We start from the raw sequence: 14,463 nt of genomic DNA, 5'->3' as shown, positions 1-14,463 counted from the left end.
AGTGCCCATCGCCACCTCGCGGTGCGAGTGCGGCCGGAACCGCAGCGCGGTCGGGCGCGGCAAGGTGCTCGCCCTGATTGACGACCACGGCGCCCACCGCGCCGTGTGCCCCCTGCGTGCTCCCCAGGAAGGAAGGGCCGCCGCATGACCGACCACACTGCTGGCGCCGCGCTGTTGGACGAGGTGGAGGCCTTCCACCGCCGGTTCAACGTCTTCCCCACCGAAGCCGCCTACGTCGCGGTCGCCCTGTGGGACGCGCACGCCCACCTGCTCGACTGCTTCGACTCCACCCCCCGCCTGGCCTTCCTCTCCCCGGAACCCGGTTCCGGGAAGTCGCGGGCGCTGGAGGTGGTGGAAACCCTCGTGCCCCAGCCCATGACGGCGGTCAACGCCTCCGCGGCCGCCCTGTTCCGGTCCGTGTCCAACCCCAACGGACGGCCGACGATCCTCTTCGATGAGATCGACACCGTCTTCGGGCCCAAGGCGGGGGAAAACGAGGAACTGCGCGGTTTCCTCAACGCCGGCCACCGACGCACCGGAGTCACCTACCGGTGCATCGGTGACGGCGGCAACCAGACCGTGCAGGCCTTCCCCTCCTACTGCGCGGTCGCGGTCGCCGGCCTCGGCGCACTCCCGGACACGATCATGACCCGCTCCGTCGTCATCCGGATGCGCCGCAGGGCCCGCAACGAACGCGTGGAGGCCTTCCGCGCCCGCCTCCACGAAGCCGAAGGCCACAAGCTCCGCGACCGCCTCGCGCAGTGGACGGAGCAGGCCCGCGACAAGGTCATGGGCGCGTGGCCCGAGATGCCCGACGGTGTCACCGACCGGCCCGCCGACGTGTGGGAACCCCTGCTCGCCATCGCGGACGCGGCCGGTGGCCACTGGCCCGAGCGGGCCCGCGCCGCATGCGTCACGCTCGTGACCGCCTCCCGCGCCAACGACAAAGGCAGCATGGGCGTGCGGCTGCTCACGGACCTGCGCGACCACGTCATGGTCGGGATCGACCGTCTGCCCACCATCGCCATCCTCGACCGGCTCACCGCCCTGGACGACGCACCATGGGCCGACCTCCACGGCAAGCCGCTCGACAACCGGCGCCTGTCCAAGATGCTCGCGGAGTACATGACGGCGGACAACGAGCCCATCACCTCCCGCAACATCAAGGCCGCCGGCAGCGTCCTCAAGGGCTACTACGCCGCCGATCTGTGGGACGCGTGGGCCCGCTACTGCCCCCCTCCCCCCGAAAGTCCGCTACCTCCGCTACCCGGCACCGAAAACACCGTCTGACCAGCAGTGATGCGGTAGCGGCAACCACCCCCGGTTGCCGCTACCCCGCCGCTACCTTCCCGCTACCGCTACCCCAGCCGCTACCTCCAACAGGCCCCTGACCTGCGAGGTAGCGGCGGTAGCGGAAGTAGCGGACTTCTGAGAAGGGCCCCGAGAAGCCCCCGAGGAGGCACCCCGGATGAGCACCGCGATTGCCGCCGCCGTCGACCGACTCCTGTACAAGCCGGAAGAGGCAGCCGAAGCGCTCGCCATCGGCCGCTCGACCGTCTACGAGCTGATGGCCGAAGGCGCCCTGATCTACATCAAGTTGGGCCGCGCGCGCCGCATTCGGCGGGCGGACCTCGAAGCGTACGTCGCCAGCCTCGCCCCCCTGCCCGCCTGACCCGAGCACGTCCTGAGGCGCCCCGAGCATCCCGCTCGGGGCGCCTCCCGCATGGAGGAACCCATGAGCCCCCGCAAAGCCAACAACGAGTCCTCCGTCTACTTCGGCGCCGACGGCTGGTGGCACGGCCGCGTCACCATGGGCGTGAAAAACGACGGAAGCCCCGACCGCCGCCACCGCCGCGCGAAGACCGAGCCCGAGATCAAGCGCAAGGTCAAAGAGCTGGAACGGCAGCGCGACGAGGGCCGCGCGACCAAGGCCGGCCGGGCCCCGACCGTCGCGAAGTGGATGGAGACCTACCTCACCGACATCGCCAGCCTGAAGCTAAAGCCGCGGTCCCTCGATGACTACTGGTCCAAGACCCGCAACGACATCATCCCGGGCGTCGGCCAGCACCGGATCGACAAGCTGCAGCCCGAGCACCTGGAGCGCATGTACCGGGCCATGCTCGACGCCGGGCACGCCCCCTCGCACGTCGTGAAGGTGCACCGCATCCTCTCGCGCGCCCTGAAGATCGCCCACCGCCGCCGCATGATCAGCGAGAACGTCGCCACCCTCGTGGACCCGCCCAGCGTTGACGAGACCGAGGCGAACCCCTTCACCCAGGAGGAGTGCAAGGCGTTCCTCGAAGCCGCCGCAAAACGGCCCAACTACATGCGGTGGATCGTCGGCGTCGGCATGGGCTTCCGCCAAGGCGAAACACTCGGCCTGCGATGGTCCTACGTCGACCTGGAGGCAGAGCTGTTCCACCCCAAGTGGCAGCTTCAGCGCCTCACATGGCGCCACGGCTGCACCGACCCGCACGCCTGCGGAGCGCGCCTCCACCGCCTCACCCCGTGCCCGCCGAACTGCACCGTGCACAAGGACTACAAGCGGGGGTGCCCGAAGCCGTGCACCAAGACGTGCACGAAGCACGCGAGTGCCTGCCCCGAGCGCAAAGGGGGCGGCCTTGTCTTCACCCGACCCAAGACCAAGAAGAGCCAGAATCCCGTCCCGATCCCGGCTGCCTTCATCCCGTTTCTGCACGACCACAAGGTGCGGCAGGAGGAGGCGCGAGCAGCGGCCGGTGAGCTGTGGCAGGACCACGACGTGGTATTCGCGCGGCCGGACGGGCGCCCGCTCGACCCCCGACAGGACTACGAGGAGTTCAAGGAACTCCTTGCCGAGGCCGGGATCGATGACCGCCGCCTCTACGACGGAAGCCGCCACACCGCCGGCACGATCCTGAACGAGCTGGGCGTCGACATGCCCACCATCATGGAGATCCTGCGGCACACCCAGATCAGCCAGACCCGCCGCTACGTGAAGGGGCGCTCCCACCTCTCCAAGGACGCCATGCGCCGCATGGGAGAGACCTTCATGCCGCCCATGTCCGTGATCGTGCCCCGCATGGGAGGAAACCCCGTGGAATCCGGCCCCACTGAGACCACAACTGAGACCCCCGACACCCGCGCGGCCCGCTCCCGCCGCCGACGCCGCATCCGCTGAACGACAAAACCCCAGGTCAGACCGCTCTGACCCGGGGTTCCACAAGAGCCCCCTGTCGGATTCGAACCGACGACCTACGCATTACAAGTGCGTTGCTCTGGCCATCTGAGCTAAGGAGGCACACGCGGTGCCGCGCGCATCGCGTCCGTGCAGTGTAACCAACGACTCCCCCGCCCCCGTCGAAAATATCGGCGAAGCCCGGCACGCCTCGACTACTGACAGACCGCGGACCTCCGGGGTACGGTCACGAGCAGTTCACCCCGGTGGACTACACCACTCCCTCTACTCGGATCGTCCGGCACGTTCCTGCCGGTGAAGGGGGCCCTCACCATGGCCACTGTTACGTTCGACAAGGCGACCCGCGTGTACCCGGGTTCCGAGAAGCCCGCCGTCGACGGCCTCGACATCGAGATCGAGGACGGCGAGTTCCTCGTACTCGTCGGCCCGTCCGGCTGCGGCAAGTCCACCTCGCTCCGCATGCTCGCGGGACTCGAGGACGTGAACGCGGGCGCGATCCGCATCGGGGACCGCGACGTCACGCATCTGCCGCCGAAGGACCGGGACATCGCCATGGTGTTCCAGAACTACGCGCTGTACCCGCACATGACCGTCGCCGACAACATGGGCTTCGCCCTGAAGATCGCCGGCGTCAACAAGGCCGAGATCCGCCAGAAGGTCGAGGACGCGGCGAAGATCCTGGACCTCACGGAGTACCTCGGCCGCAAGCCGAAGGCGCTCTCCGGCGGTCAGCGCCAGCGTGTCGCCATGGGCCGCGCCATCGTGCGCGAGCCGCAGGTCTTCCTCATGGACGAGCCGCTGTCCAACCTCGACGCCAAGCTCCGCGTGTCGACGCGCACGCAGATCGCGAGCCTCCAGCGCCGCCTCGGCATCACCACCGTGTACGTCACGCACGACCAGGTCGAGGCCATGACCATGGGCGACCGCGTGGCCGTCCTCAAGGACGGGCTCCTCCAGCAGATCGACTCGCCCCGCAACATGTACGACCGTCCGGCGAACCTCTTCGTCGCGGGCTTCATCGGCTCCCCCGCCATGAACCTCGTGGAGGTCCCGATCACCGACGGCGGCGTGAAGTTCGGCAACTCCGTGGTGCCGGTCAGCCGCGAGGCCCTGAGCGCCGCCGCCGACCGCGGCGACCGCACGGTCACCGTCGGCGTCCGCCCGGAGCACTTCGACATCGTCGAGCAGGACGGCACCACCGCGAAGTCCCTCTCCAAGGCGTCCGAGGACGCCCCGGCCGGCCTCGCCGTCTCCGTCAACGTGGTCGAGGAGCTCGGTGCCGACGGCTACGTCTACGGCTCCGCCGAGGTCAACGGCGAGCACAAGGACCTCGTGGTCCGCGTGAACGGCCGCCGCGTCCCGGAGAAGGGCACCCAGCTGCACGTCGTGCCGCGTCCGGGCGAGACCCACGTCTTCTCCACCTCGACGGGCGAGCGCCTCTCCGACTGACGCACGCCACGGCACGCCACGAGCACGCCACCAGCACACCCGAGGGGCCCCGCGCCGAGCGAGCGCGGGGCCCCTCGGCGTCTCCGCCGGGCCCGCCGGGCCCGCCGGGCCCGCCCACGGCGACGACGTTGTCGACAAATACCCCGGCACACCCGGCATTTCGCCCCCGCCGCGCCCCGCCCGCGTCAACACCGCGCCAGAGAAACCTCCTTCGTCGTCGCTCGACCGAGTGACAAAATGTCGCCAAATCATCACCGAGCGCTACGCTGCCTCGCGTGACGCACTCCGCCAACTACACCCAGAAGCCGCGCCGAGCCCACCGGGGCCCCGCCCGCCGCATCGGCCGCACGCTCGCTCTCGTCCTGCCCGTGATGCTGGTGCTTTCCGGGACCCTCGCGGTCACCAGCGTCAACTGGTCGGGGAGCACCTCGGATTCGATGCTGACCGCATCCGCCGACAACCTCTCCGTGCCGGCCAAGTCCCGCGCCCCGCAGGACATCCTGCGCGACCGGCTGCTCCTGGAACTCCAGGAGAAGAACCCCGGCACCACCCTCACCCACCTCCAGCAGGAGGTGGACCGCCATCCGTCGCTGGCCCGCCACTGCGCGGCCATCGCCCGCGCCCTCGGCCGCGCCGCCGTGCGCAAGTACGGCCCGACGCGCGCCCAGTCGTACGCCAGGCCCGTGTGCGACACGTCCTACGCGGCGGGTGTGGCGGCCCACCAGAACCGCTGAGCCGAGCGGCCCGCACCGCCGCGTGGGGTCTTCGGCGTGAGCACGCCGTAGGGTTTCCGCCATGACCACGCTGAACCCCACGCAGGCCGTAGTCCTGGCCGGCGGCCAGGGCTCCCGCCTGAGGCCGTACACCGACGACCGGCCCAAGCCGATGGTCGAGATCCCCGGCACGGGGACCCCGATCATCGGCCATCAGCTTGCCTGGCTGGCCGCGGAGGGCGTCACGGACGCCGTCGTCTCCTGCGGCCACCTCGCCGAGGTCCTCCAGGAGTGGCTCGACTCCGCCGACCTCCCGCTGAACGTCACCACGGTCGTCGAGAAGGAACCCCTCGGCCGCGGCGGCGGCCTCAAGTACGCCGCCCGCCACCTCCCCCACGCCGACCGCCCCTGGTACGCGACGAACGGCGACATCTGGACCCGCTTCTCGCTGCGCGACATGGCGGCCTTCCACGCCGAGCGGGACGCCACCGCGACCCTCGCCCTGGCCCGCCCCCGCATCCCGTGGGGTGCCGTCGAGACGGACACCTTCGGCCACATCACGGACTTCGTCGAGGCCCCGCCGTCCCCGTACCTCATCAACGCGGGCGTCTACGTCTTCTCCTCGTCCTTCACCGCGCTCCTGCCGGACCTCGGCGACCACGAGCGCACCACCTTCCCCCGGCTGGCCCGTGAGAAGCGCCTGGCGGGCTTCCCGCTGCCGCAGGGCGCCTACTGGCGCGCGATCGACACGGCGAAGGACCTCACCGAGGCCGCCAAGGAACTGGCCGCCCAGGCCCGTTGAGGCCCCCGCCCCGCCGCTCCCCGCCCGTACGCCGAAGGGGCCCCGCACAGCGTGTGTGCGGGGCCCCTTCGACGTACGTACGGGCGAGAGCCGGGGTCAGCGGCCGAGGACACCGCCCAGGAGTCCGCCCGGCCGCTCGCCGCCGGACCCGCCGGACGCCGAACCACCGGCACCGCCCGTGCCGCCGCCACCCGTGCTGCCCCCGCTGGTCGCGGGACCCGCCGTCGCGGCCGGCGGCTGCTGCTGCTGTTGCCGCTGCTGCTGGGGCGCCGACTGCTGCGGCGGGGCTTGGCCCGCCGTGCTGCTGCCCTGGGCCTGGCTCGGCTGCGTGGAGCCCACCGTGCCCGTCTCCGGCGCGGCCCCCGGCGCCGTGGCGCCCTGCGAGGGCTGCGCGGAGCTGCCCTGCGTCGGGGAGTCCGGCGAGGCGGAGGGGGTGTGCGGCTTGCGCTCCTGCCGCTTCTTCGCGGGGTCCCCGGGGAGCGGGGAGCCCGGCAGTTCGTTGCGCGGGGACTCGCCGGGCCCGGGCACCACGACCCGGTCCGCGTCCCGCACCGCGCCGCCCAGCAGCGAGCCGAGCAGCAGCGTCAGACCGATCGCGACGCCGCCGATCAGGGCGCCGCGCCGCAGCACCCGCCGCCGCAGGTCCCAGATGTCGGCGCGCGGCCCGAGCGTGCGCCAGGCCTCTCCCGCGAGGCGTCCGTCGGCGGAGTAGACGGGGGCGCCCGCGATGATCAGCGGCGACCAGGCGGCGAGGTAGATGATGTCCGGCGCGTCGTAGGCGGGGACCGTCTTCCAGCTGACGGTGACGATGAGCGCGGCGGAGAGCAGCACGCCGACACTGGCGGCGACCCGCTGCCAGAGTCCGAGCACCGTCAGGACACCGGCGAGCACCTGGAGGAAGGCGATGGTGAGCCCGGCGCCCACCGGGTGCTGGAGGGCGAAGTCGCGCAGCGGCTCGGCGAGCGCCCACGGGTGCAGCGAGTGGAGCCACTTGACCATGGAGCCGCGCTCGCCGCCGTCGAAGTAGACGGGGTCGCACAGCTTGCCCATGCCGGCGTAGATCGAGATGAAGCCGAGGAAGACGCGCAGCGGGAGCAGGACCACGCCGAGGTTCATCCGGCGGCCGGGGTAGTAGGCGTGCCGGACCGGATCGTTGCCGTGGCGCCGCCTGCGCTCCTCGGCGCCGTCCTCGTCGTCCTCGTGGTCGTACGCGTCGTCGTCGAACCGCTCGCGCTCCTGGACGAGCCGCTCGTCGTAGTCGCTGCTGGGCAGGCGCATCTGCGGCAGCAGCTGGGTCTGCGGCGCCGCGGCGCGCGGGCCCACGACGGCGGGCGTCGGGGCGGTCTCAGGGCCGTCGTCCACGCCGACGCGCGGGATGACCTGGGTGGCGCCGCCGTCGTCGTAGGGCCCCGGCTCCTCGGCGGAGCGGCGCACGCTGCTGCCGCGCACGGCCTGCAGCAGTCTGATCGCGCCGGTGTCGTCCGGGTCGGACTTCCCGCTCCAGACGACGGGCGCGCGGCGCCTGGCGGCCTCGCCCACGGCGGGCAGGCGCACCGTCGTCTCGGGCAGGCCCAAGTGCCGTGAGATGCGCGGGGATTGAATGCGCCCAGCGGCGGGGAGCTGCACGCGGAAGCTCGCGTGCGCGACGATGACCTGCGCCGGGTCGCTCGGCACCTTCACCATGCTCAGCGCGGGAGCTTCGTCGAAGCCTGACGAGCTTCCCCCTGTGGGAGTGCGGGGTGTTCTGGTGTCCACACTCATCTAACCGAGTGACGTGTGGTTAGGACACTGCCTTGACCACGCGGAAATGTCCGGACCGCGTCAAGAGACCCCCGTCAAGGGATCACGCGGTCCGGACATCTGTACGCCCCGCAACACCTACGCGCGGCGCCGCGCCGCCTCGTACAGCACCACGCCCGCGGCGACACCGGCGTTCAGCGACTCGGCGCCGCCCGGCATCGGGATGCGCACCCGGAAGTCGCAGGTCTCGCCGACGAGGCGGGACAGGCCCTTGCCCTCGCTGCCGACCACGACGACGACCGGGCCGCTGAGCGCCGCCAGGTCCCCGACCTCGTGCTCGCCGTCCGCGGCGAGACCGACGACGGCGATGCCCGCCTTCTTGTACGCCTCCAGGGCGCGCGTCAGGTTCGTGCAGCGGGCGACCGGCGTACGCGCGGCCGTACCGGCCGACGTCTTCCAGGCGCCGGCCGTCATGCCGGCGGCCCGCCGCTCGGGCACGACGACGCCGTGGCCGCCGAACGCGGTCACGGAGCGCACGATCGCGCCGAGGTTGCGCGGGTCCGTCACACCGTCCAGGGCGACGATCAGCGGGTCCTCGCCGGCGTCGTGGGCGGCGGCGACGAGGTCCTCGGGGTGCGCGTACTCGTACGGCGGGACCTGGAGGACGAGGCCCTGGTGGTTGAGGCCGTTCGTCATGCGGTCCAGCTCGGGCCGCGGGGCCTCCATCAGGTGGATGCCGCCGCGCTCGGCCGCGAGCTGGAGCGCCTCGCGCACCCGCTCGTCGTTGTCGATGAACTGCTGGACGTAGAGCATCGTGGCGGGGACGCCGTCGCGCAGCGCCTCGAAGACCGGGTTGCGGCCGACGACCATCTCGGAGGACGACCTGCCGCCGCGCCCCTTGGGCGCGGGGCGGCGGCCCGTGGCCTTCTTGGCCTTGGCGGTGGCGATGCGGTTCTTCACATGCCCCTTGCGCGCCTCGGCGGGCGGCGTCGGACCCTTGCCCTCAAGGCCGCGGCGCCGATTGCCGCCGCTGCCGACCTGCGCGCCCTTCTTGCCGGACATGCGGCGGTTGTTAGCGGCCATGACCTACCTGTCTGTCGTGTTGCGGTGGCGCGTACGTCCGTACGCGCGAAAGGTGTACGTCTATGCAGTGTGCCGCCCACTTGGCCGGGCGGCACCATCAGCGGGGTGCTAGCGCGGGCCGAGCGTCCAGCGGGGGCCGCTCGGGCCGTCCTCGATGACGAGGCCCGACTGGTTCAGCTGGTCGCGGATGGCGTCGGCGGTGCCCCAGTCCTTGCGGCCCCGGGCGGCCTCGCGCTGGTCGAGGACCATGCGCACGAGGGTGTCCACGACGCCGTGGAGGTCCTCGCCGCGGTCGCTCTCCGCGCCGGCCCAGTGCGGGTCGAGCGGGTCGAGGCCGAGGACGCCGAGCATGGCCCGCACCTCGGCCAGCCGGGCGACGGCGGCTTCCTTGTCGTCGGCGGCCAGGGCGCTGTTGCCCTGGCGGACCGTGGTGTGCACGATGGCCAGCGCCTGCGGGACGCCCATGTCGTCGTCCATGGCGTCGGCGAACGCGGGCGGCACCTGGGCGGCGGGCTCGACGGCTCCGCCGGCCTTCTCCACCACGCGCTGCACGAAGCCCTCGATGCGGGCGAACGCGGACTCGGCCTCGCGCAGGGCCTCCGGGCTGTACTCGATCATCGAGCGGTAGTGCGGGGTGCCCAGGTAGTAGCGCAGGACGATGGGGCGCCACTGCTTGACCATCTCGCTGACGAGGACCGAGTTGCCCAGCGACTTGGACATCTTCTCGCCGCTCATGGTGACCCAGCCGTTGTGCACCCAGTAGCGCGCGAACGCGTCGCCGAAGGCCTTGGCCTGGGCGATCTCGTTGTCGTGGTGGGGGAAGATCAGGTCGATCCCGCCGCCGTGGATGTCGAACTCCCGGCCCAGGTACTTGTGGGCCATCGCCGAGCACTCCAGGTGCCAGCCGGGACGGCCGCGCCCCCAGGGCGTCTCCCAGCTGGGCTCGCCCTCCTTGGCGGACTTCCACATGGCGAAGTCACGGGAGTCGCGCTTGCCGGTCTCGCCCTCGCCCGAGGGCTGGAGCAGGTTGTCCAGCTCCTGGTTGGACAGCTCCAGGTAGCCGGGGAAGGACTTCACGTCGAAGTAGACGTTGCCGTCGGCCTCGTAGGCGTGGCCGCGCTCGATGAGGCCGCGCATCATCTCGACCATCTCGGTGATGTGGCCGGTGGCGCGCGGTTCGTAGGTGGGAGGCAGGCAGCCCAGGGCGTCGTAGCCGCTGTTGAAGGCCCGCTCGTTCTCGTACCCGATCGACCACCAGGGGCGGTCCTGCTCGGCCGACTTCTTGATGATCTTGTCGTCGATGTCGGTCACGTTCCGCACGAACGTCACGTCGTAGCCGCGGTAGGCGAACCAGCGGCGCATGATGTCGAAGTTCAGGCCCGACCTGATGTGCCCGATGTGCGGGGCCGCCTGGACCGTGGCACCACAGAGGTAGATCGAGACACAGCCTTCGTGCAGGGGGCTGAAGTCACGGATCTGCCGGGCGCTGGTGTCGTACAGGCGAATCGTCACCACTCCAGAGTAGTGGGCGCGGGGCAGTGCCCCACGCCCCCTCCGGCCCCGGCGCCACGGAACCGTGACGCGCGGCGGTCTCAGACCCGCCCGACGACCTTGCGCGGCGACACGCGCACCACGACCCGGGGGGCGTCGTCCTTGGCGGCGGGGTTGAACTCGGCGTACTCCTTGCCCGTGTACTTCAGCGACAGCTCGTCGATCAGCTCCTGGCCGCCGTCCGTCGTCAGTTGCGCGGTGCCGCGGATCTCCGCGTACGTGTAAGGCGCGTCGAACGGCTGGAGCAGCACCGTCACCCGCGGGTCGCGGCGCAGGTTCTGCTCCTTGCGGCGGCCGAGCGTGGTGGAGAACAGGACGTCGTCGCCGTCCCGCTTCACCCAGACCGGCGACAGCTGCGGGCTGCCGTCGGGCTGGATGGTGGCGACGATGATGAAGGACGGGGCGTCGAGGAGGGCTTTGAGCTGGTCGGACAGGGCGGCGGACATGGCTTCGCTCCTTCGTGGTCAGCGGGCTCTACGAACCTTGCCGGTACGACAGCTACGCCTACCCGTTATCGCCCTCAAGGCGTCGTGCGTACGACCAACGCGGTGGCGATCGCGGCAAGCCCCTCGCCGCGCCCGGGGAAGCCGAGGCCGTCGGTGGTGGCCCCGGAGACCGAGACGGGCGCGCCCGCCGCGTCGGAGAGCACCTTCTGCGCCTCGTCGCGGCGCTTGCCGATCTTCGGGCGGGGGCCGATGACCTGGACGGCCACATTGCCGACGGTGAAGCCGGCGTCCCGCACGATGCGGGCGGCCTCGGCGAGGAGGGTGAGCCCGGAGGCGCCGGACCACTCGGGGCGGCCGGTGCCGAAGTGCGCGCCGAGGTCGCCGAGGCCGGCCGCGGAGAACAGCGCGTTGCACGCGGCGTGGGCGACGACGTCGGCGTCGGAGTGTCCGGCGAGCCCCGGGCCCTCGTCCTCCCACTTCAGGCCGGCGCACCACAGTTCGCGGCCCTCTTCGAAGGCGTGGATGTCGGTGCCGATGCCGACGAGGGGCAGCACGGGGGCCGGGGCGGGCGTCTCAGAAGCCATCGTTGGCCCTCCGGCGGGCGAGGACGGCCTCGGCGAGGAGGAGGTCGAGGGGGCGCGTCACCTTGAAGGCCTCCTCGTGCCCGGGCACGACGACGACGGGCAGGCCCAGCTGCTCGACCATGCCGGCGTCGTCGGTGACGGGGCCGGTGACGCTCTCGTGGGCGCGTACGAGCGTGGCGCGGTCGAAGCCCTGCGGGGTCTGCACGGCGCGCAGCCGGGCGCGCTCGGGCGTGGCGACGACGGACTCGGCCGCGCCGGGCACCGTCGCCGGCTCGACCTGCTTGACGGTGTCGGCGAGCGGCAGCGCGGGCACCACGGCGGGCGCCCCCTCGCGGACGGCCGCGATGACGCCGTCGACGGTCTCGACCGGCACGAGCGGGCGGGCCGCGTCGTGCACGAGCACGATGTCGACGCCGGGCGGCAGCGCGTCCAGGCCGGCCCGCACGGACTCCTGGCGGCTCTCGCCGCCGGGGACGACGAGGAAGTCGGTCCGCTCGGGCAGCGCGTGGTCGTCGAGGAGGGTCTTGACCTCGGCGGCGCCGTCCGGCGGGGCCACGACGACGACCAGGGAGACGGCGCGGGAGGCCGCCATGGCGCGGACCGCGTGGATGAGCATCGGGGTGCCGTTCAGCGCGCGGAGCGCTTTGGGGGCGCCAGGGCCGAGGCGCACGCCCCGGCCGGCCGCGGGGATGACCACCGCGGTGCGGGATTCGCTAGACATCGGTTCCGTTCAGGTTTGTGTGCTCGGCCGACGTGGGTATGGCCTCACCGTGCGGGGGCGGACAAGGTGACCGGACCCTTCCGTGACATCTGGTCGAGCCGGCTGTCCGAGCCCTGTGCGAATGTCCGGATGCGTTCCGGGTACGAACATGCCGCAGCGCCCGGCGACTCCTGTAAGGGTCAGCGGGCACCGCGGCATTATTGCGCCGAGATCATTGCACCAGGGACGAGTCCGGGGACGCGTACCGGGGACACGTCCGGCGTCAGGACGCGAGGACCTCGTCGAGCAGGGCCTCGGCCTTGTCCTCGTTCGTGTTCTCCGCGAGGGCGAGCTCGCTCACCAGGATCTGCCGTGCCTTGGCGAGCATGCGCTTCTCACCGGCGGACAGTCCGCGCTCCCGCTCACGACGCCACAGGTCGCGCACGACTTCCGCGACCTTGATGACATCGCCGGACGCGAGCTTCTCGAGATTCGCCTTGTAACGACGCGACCAGTTCGTGGGCTCTTCGGCGTACGGCGCGCGCAGCACCTCGAAGACCCGGTCCAGCCCGTCCTGACCGACCACATCACGCACGCCGACGAACTCCGCATTGTCCGCTGGCACACGCACCGTCAAGTCGCCCTGGGCGACCTTGAGCACCAAGTAGGTCTTGTCCACGCCTTTGATCTGGCGAGTTTCGATAGCCTCGATCAGCGCGGCCCCGTGATGGGGATAGACCACGGTGTCGCCAACCTTGAACGTCATGTGACAGGTACCCCTTCCGTGGCTATCCATCCTAACACGAGAACAGGCGCTTCTGAATGGCGTTTTCGCAGGTCAGGGCATATCTCGGGGCTTGACAACAGCAACAGGAACGTGCTGCGCGGGGCCGCCGGAACGGGGTATTCGCAGGTCGGAGCGGCTCTTCGGGGAGGGAGAAACAGGGGCGTTACGTCCCTCTCGCGGGCGCCCCGAGCGGCCGAACGTCCCGGTTTGCGCGGTTCCAAGCGGTGAACTTTCGCTACTCCGTTCGGTGAGCGGAGAGCTGCGCCACACCGGGTCCGCCGGGATTCCGGAATTGATCACGGCGGCCGGTGATCAATTTCCGGCGCCCCGCGCATTCCTTACCGGAAAATCCGCGTCTCCGCCCGGGCGGCCGCTTGCCGGCGCTTATGTGAATGCCGGACCAGGGCCCCGCCGAACGGCCTGAGGGGGCCGGTGGGAAGCGGGCCCGGGGAAGGGCGCCAAGAGGCTGGCGGGGCCGAGGGGCGGGTCGGGTGCGGCGGCGCGGGAACGGCTCGGTAACCTAAGCGCGCTGACACACCCTTAGGACGGCTTCAGGGTCGTCCGACCCTCCCGTACCGTCCACGTTCAAGGAGTTGCCGCCGCCGTGAGCCGCAGCCTTCGACGCGGCGCCCTCGCCGCCACCGCCATCGCGTTCTCGCTCGCCTCGCTCGCCGCGTGCGGCGCGGGCAACAACGCTCAGACGTTGGAGGTCAAGCCGGACAACGCCGCGACCTCCGTCGGTGACATCAAGATCCAGAACGCCATGGTCATCACGCAGCCGGACCCGAAGGCCAAGGGCCCGGCCGTCGTCTCCGCGACGATCTTCAACGGAGGCACGACCGACCAGACCCTGAACTCCATCTCGGTCAAGGGCGCCGCCGACAAGGTCAAGCTCACGCGCGGCAAGGAGGACAAGGCCTCCAAGCCGAACGGCCCGCTGACCGTCCCGGCCGGCGGCTCGCTCGTCATCGGCGGCAAGGACAACGCCTCCGCCGTCCTGCCCGGCGGCCGCGACGCCGTCAAGGACGGCAACGCCCAGCAGGTCACCTTCGCCTTCAGCGACACCGGCGACGTGAAGATCAGGGCGTTCGTCGTGCCCGCCGAGAGCTACTTCGCCAAGTGGGGCCCGACCGAGGTGCCGCAGGCCCCGGGCGCCGAGCGCGGCGGGCCCGCCAAGTCCGGCAAGCCCTCGCAGTCCGCCTCCGGTGCTCCCGCCGACCCGTCGGGCAAGCCGGCCGGCGTCGCGAGCGGCGAGCCCGCGGACCACGCCTCCGGCGGGGCCGAGGACCCGTCGGACGACGCCTCGCACGGCGCCGACGCCGGCGGCGACACCGAGCACTGAGCGACGTACGTACGTACGCGGCTACGCCGAAGGGCGGGTCCCCACCGGGGGCCCGCCCTTCGGCATGTGCGGCGGCGCGGGTGCGGCC

The 14,463-nt window shown here is 71.5% G+C and carries 14 protein-coding genes and 1 tRNA gene; 7 read left to right on the top strand and 8 right to left on the bottom strand.

All coding sequences use genetic code 11. The annotated features are described in order from the left end of the window. Positions 1 to 144: 144 nt before the first annotated feature. The 3 genes from ACZ516_RS15670 to ACZ516_RS15660 all read left to right on the top strand — a co-directional run bounded on the left by ACZ516_RS15670 (position 145) and on the right by ACZ516_RS15660 (position 3,160). Positions 145 to 1,290, top strand: a complete 1,146-nt coding sequence (locus tag ACZ516_RS15670; RefSeq protein WP_469010574.1) for a DUF3631 domain-containing protein — start codon at positions 145 to 147, stop codon at positions 1,288 to 1,290. 178 nt (positions 1,291 to 1,468) lie between these two features. Further along, complete coding sequence (locus tag ACZ516_RS15665) at positions 1,469 to 1,672, top strand: helix-turn-helix domain-containing protein (protein WP_469010573.1); 204 nt, start codon at positions 1,469 to 1,471, stop codon at positions 1,670 to 1,672. Between the two features lie 63 nt (positions 1,673 to 1,735). Then, complete coding sequence (locus ACZ516_RS15660; protein WP_469010572.1) at positions 1,736 to 3,160, top strand: tyrosine-type recombinase/integrase; 1,425 nt, start codon at positions 1,736 to 1,738, stop codon at positions 3,158 to 3,160. A gap of 46 nt (positions 3,161 to 3,206) precedes the next feature. Here the strand turns inward: ACZ516_RS15660 and ACZ516_RS15655 are convergent. After that, positions 3,207 to 3,280 (bottom strand) — tRNA-Thr (locus tag ACZ516_RS15655). 210 nt (positions 3,281 to 3,490) lie between these two features. On the opposite strand from ACZ516_RS15655, the gene ACZ516_RS15650 reads away from it, so the two are divergent. The 3 genes from ACZ516_RS15650 to ACZ516_RS15640 all read left to right on the top strand — a co-directional run bounded on the left by ACZ516_RS15650 (position 3,491) and on the right by ACZ516_RS15640 (position 6,142). Further along, positions 3,491 to 4,627 carry an ABC transporter ATP-binding protein gene (locus ACZ516_RS15650; protein WP_358582723.1) on the top strand — a complete coding sequence of 379 codons (1,137 nt, stop codon included), beginning with the start codon at positions 3,491 to 3,493 and terminating at the stop codon, positions 4,625 to 4,627. Between the two features lie 275 nt (positions 4,628 to 4,902). Next, complete coding sequence (locus tag ACZ516_RS15645; RefSeq protein ID WP_358582726.1) at positions 4,903 to 5,361, top strand: hypothetical protein; 459 nt, start codon at positions 4,903 to 4,905, stop codon at positions 5,359 to 5,361. A 61-nt stretch (positions 5,362 to 5,422) separates the two neighbouring features. Beyond that, positions 5,423 to 6,142: a nucleotidyltransferase family protein gene (locus ACZ516_RS15640; RefSeq protein WP_358582729.1), complete on the top strand. Its 720-nt coding sequence runs from the start codon at positions 5,423 to 5,425 to the stop codon at positions 6,140 to 6,142. A 96-nt stretch (positions 6,143 to 6,238) separates the two neighbouring features. Here ACZ516_RS15640 and ACZ516_RS15635 read toward each other — a convergent pair whose 3' ends face one another. The 7 genes from ACZ516_RS15635 to ACZ516_RS15605 form a co-directional block, all read right to left on the bottom strand. After that, positions 6,239 to 7,903: a DoxX family protein gene (locus ACZ516_RS15635; protein WP_361083609.1), complete on the bottom strand. Its 1,665-nt coding sequence runs from the start codon at positions 7,901 to 7,903 to the stop codon at positions 6,239 to 6,241. Positions 7,904 to 8,020: 117 nt separating this feature from the next. Next, the gene (gene rlmB / locus ACZ516_RS15630; protein ID WP_358582735.1) at positions 8,021 to 8,965 is read right to left on the bottom strand and encodes a 23S rRNA (guanosine(2251)-2'-O)-methyltransferase RlmB; all 945 of its coding nucleotides are present in this window, start codon (positions 8,963 to 8,965) and stop codon (positions 8,021 to 8,023) included. A 108-nt stretch (positions 8,966 to 9,073) separates the two neighbouring features. After that, entirely contained in the window at positions 9,074 to 10,477 is a 1,404-nt protein-coding gene (cysS, locus tag ACZ516_RS15625) for a cysteine--tRNA ligase (RefSeq protein ID WP_358582738.1), read from the bottom strand. Between the two features lie 80 nt (positions 10,478 to 10,557). Continuing rightward, the gene (locus ACZ516_RS15620; protein WP_358582741.1) at positions 10,558 to 10,962 is read right to left on the bottom strand and encodes a PPOX class F420-dependent oxidoreductase; all 405 of its coding nucleotides are present in this window, start codon (positions 10,960 to 10,962) and stop codon (positions 10,558 to 10,560) included. Between the two features lie 74 nt (positions 10,963 to 11,036). Continuing rightward, a complete protein-coding gene (gene ispF, locus ACZ516_RS15615) occupies positions 11,037 to 11,546 on the bottom strand; it encodes a 2-C-methyl-D-erythritol 2,4-cyclodiphosphate synthase (protein ID WP_358582744.1) in 510 nt (169 codons plus the stop codon). After that, positions 11,536 to 12,267 (bottom strand): 2-C-methyl-D-erythritol 4-phosphate cytidylyltransferase, encoded by a 732-nt coding sequence (gene ispD / locus ACZ516_RS15610; RefSeq protein WP_361083603.1) that lies wholly within the window; start codon positions 12,265 to 12,267, stop codon positions 11,536 to 11,538. Before ispD ends, ispF begins: the two co-directional genes overlap by 11 nt. A gap of 262 nt (positions 12,268 to 12,529) precedes the next feature. After that, positions 12,530 to 13,012: a CarD family transcriptional regulator gene (locus ACZ516_RS15605; RefSeq protein WP_003953493.1), complete on the bottom strand. Its 483-nt coding sequence runs from the start codon at positions 13,010 to 13,012 to the stop codon at positions 12,530 to 12,532. Positions 13,013 to 13,637: 625 nt separating this feature from the next. On the opposite strand from ACZ516_RS15605, the gene ACZ516_RS15600 reads away from it, so the two are divergent. Then, entirely contained in the window at positions 13,638 to 14,375 is a 738-nt protein-coding gene (locus ACZ516_RS15600; RefSeq protein WP_358913171.1) for a copper chaperone PCu(A)C domain-containing protein, read from the top strand. Positions 14,376 to 14,463 lie beyond the last annotated feature (88 nt).

The organism is Streptomyces sp. NPDC034037, from assembly GCF_055575715.1.
This window is presented reverse-complemented; position numbering and strand designations above follow the sequence as displayed.

What these genes read in the sequence shown, in the direction of transcription:
- ACZ516_RS15670 (WP_469010574.1), top strand. Translation starts at nt 145, where the DNA reads ATGACCGACCACACTGCTGGCGCCGCGCTGTTGGACGAGGTGGAGGCC.
- ACZ516_RS15665 (WP_469010573.1), top strand. Translation starts at nt 1,469, where the DNA reads ATGAGCACCGCGATTGCCGCCGCCGTCGACCGACTCCTGTACAAGCCG.
- ACZ516_RS15660 (WP_469010572.1), top strand. Translation starts at nt 1,736, where the DNA reads ATGAGCCCCCGCAAAGCCAACAACGAGTCCTCCGTCTACTTCGGCGCC.
- ACZ516_RS15650 (WP_358582723.1), top strand. Translation starts at nt 3,491, where the DNA reads ATGGCCACTGTTACGTTCGACAAGGCGACCCGCGTGTACCCGGGTTCC.
- ACZ516_RS15640 (WP_358582729.1), top strand. Translation starts at nt 5,423, where the DNA reads ATGACCACGCTGAACCCCACGCAGGCCGTAGTCCTGGCCGGCGGCCAG.
- ACZ516_RS15635 (WP_361083609.1), bottom strand. Translation starts at nt 7,903, where the DNA reads ATGAGTGTGGACACCAGAACACCCCGCACTCCCACAGGGGGAAGCTCG.
- rlmB (WP_358582735.1), bottom strand. Translation starts at nt 8,965, where the DNA reads ATGGCCGCTAACAACCGCCGCATGTCCGGCAAGAAGGGCGCGCAGGTC.
- ACZ516_RS15620 (WP_358582741.1), bottom strand. Translation starts at nt 10,962, where the DNA reads ATGTCCGCCGCCCTGTCCGACCAGCTCAAAGCCCTCCTCGACGCCCCG.
- ispF (WP_358582744.1), bottom strand. Translation starts at nt 11,546, where the DNA reads ATGGCTTCTGAGACGCCCGCCCCGGCCCCCGTGCTGCCCCTCGTCGGC.
- ispD (WP_361083603.1), bottom strand. Translation starts at nt 12,267, where the DNA reads ATGTCTAGCGAATCCCGCACCGCGGTGGTCATCCCCGCGGCCGGCCGG.
- ACZ516_RS15605 (WP_003953493.1), bottom strand. Translation starts at nt 13,012, where the DNA reads ATGACGTTCAAGGTTGGCGACACCGTGGTCTATCCCCATCACGGGGCC.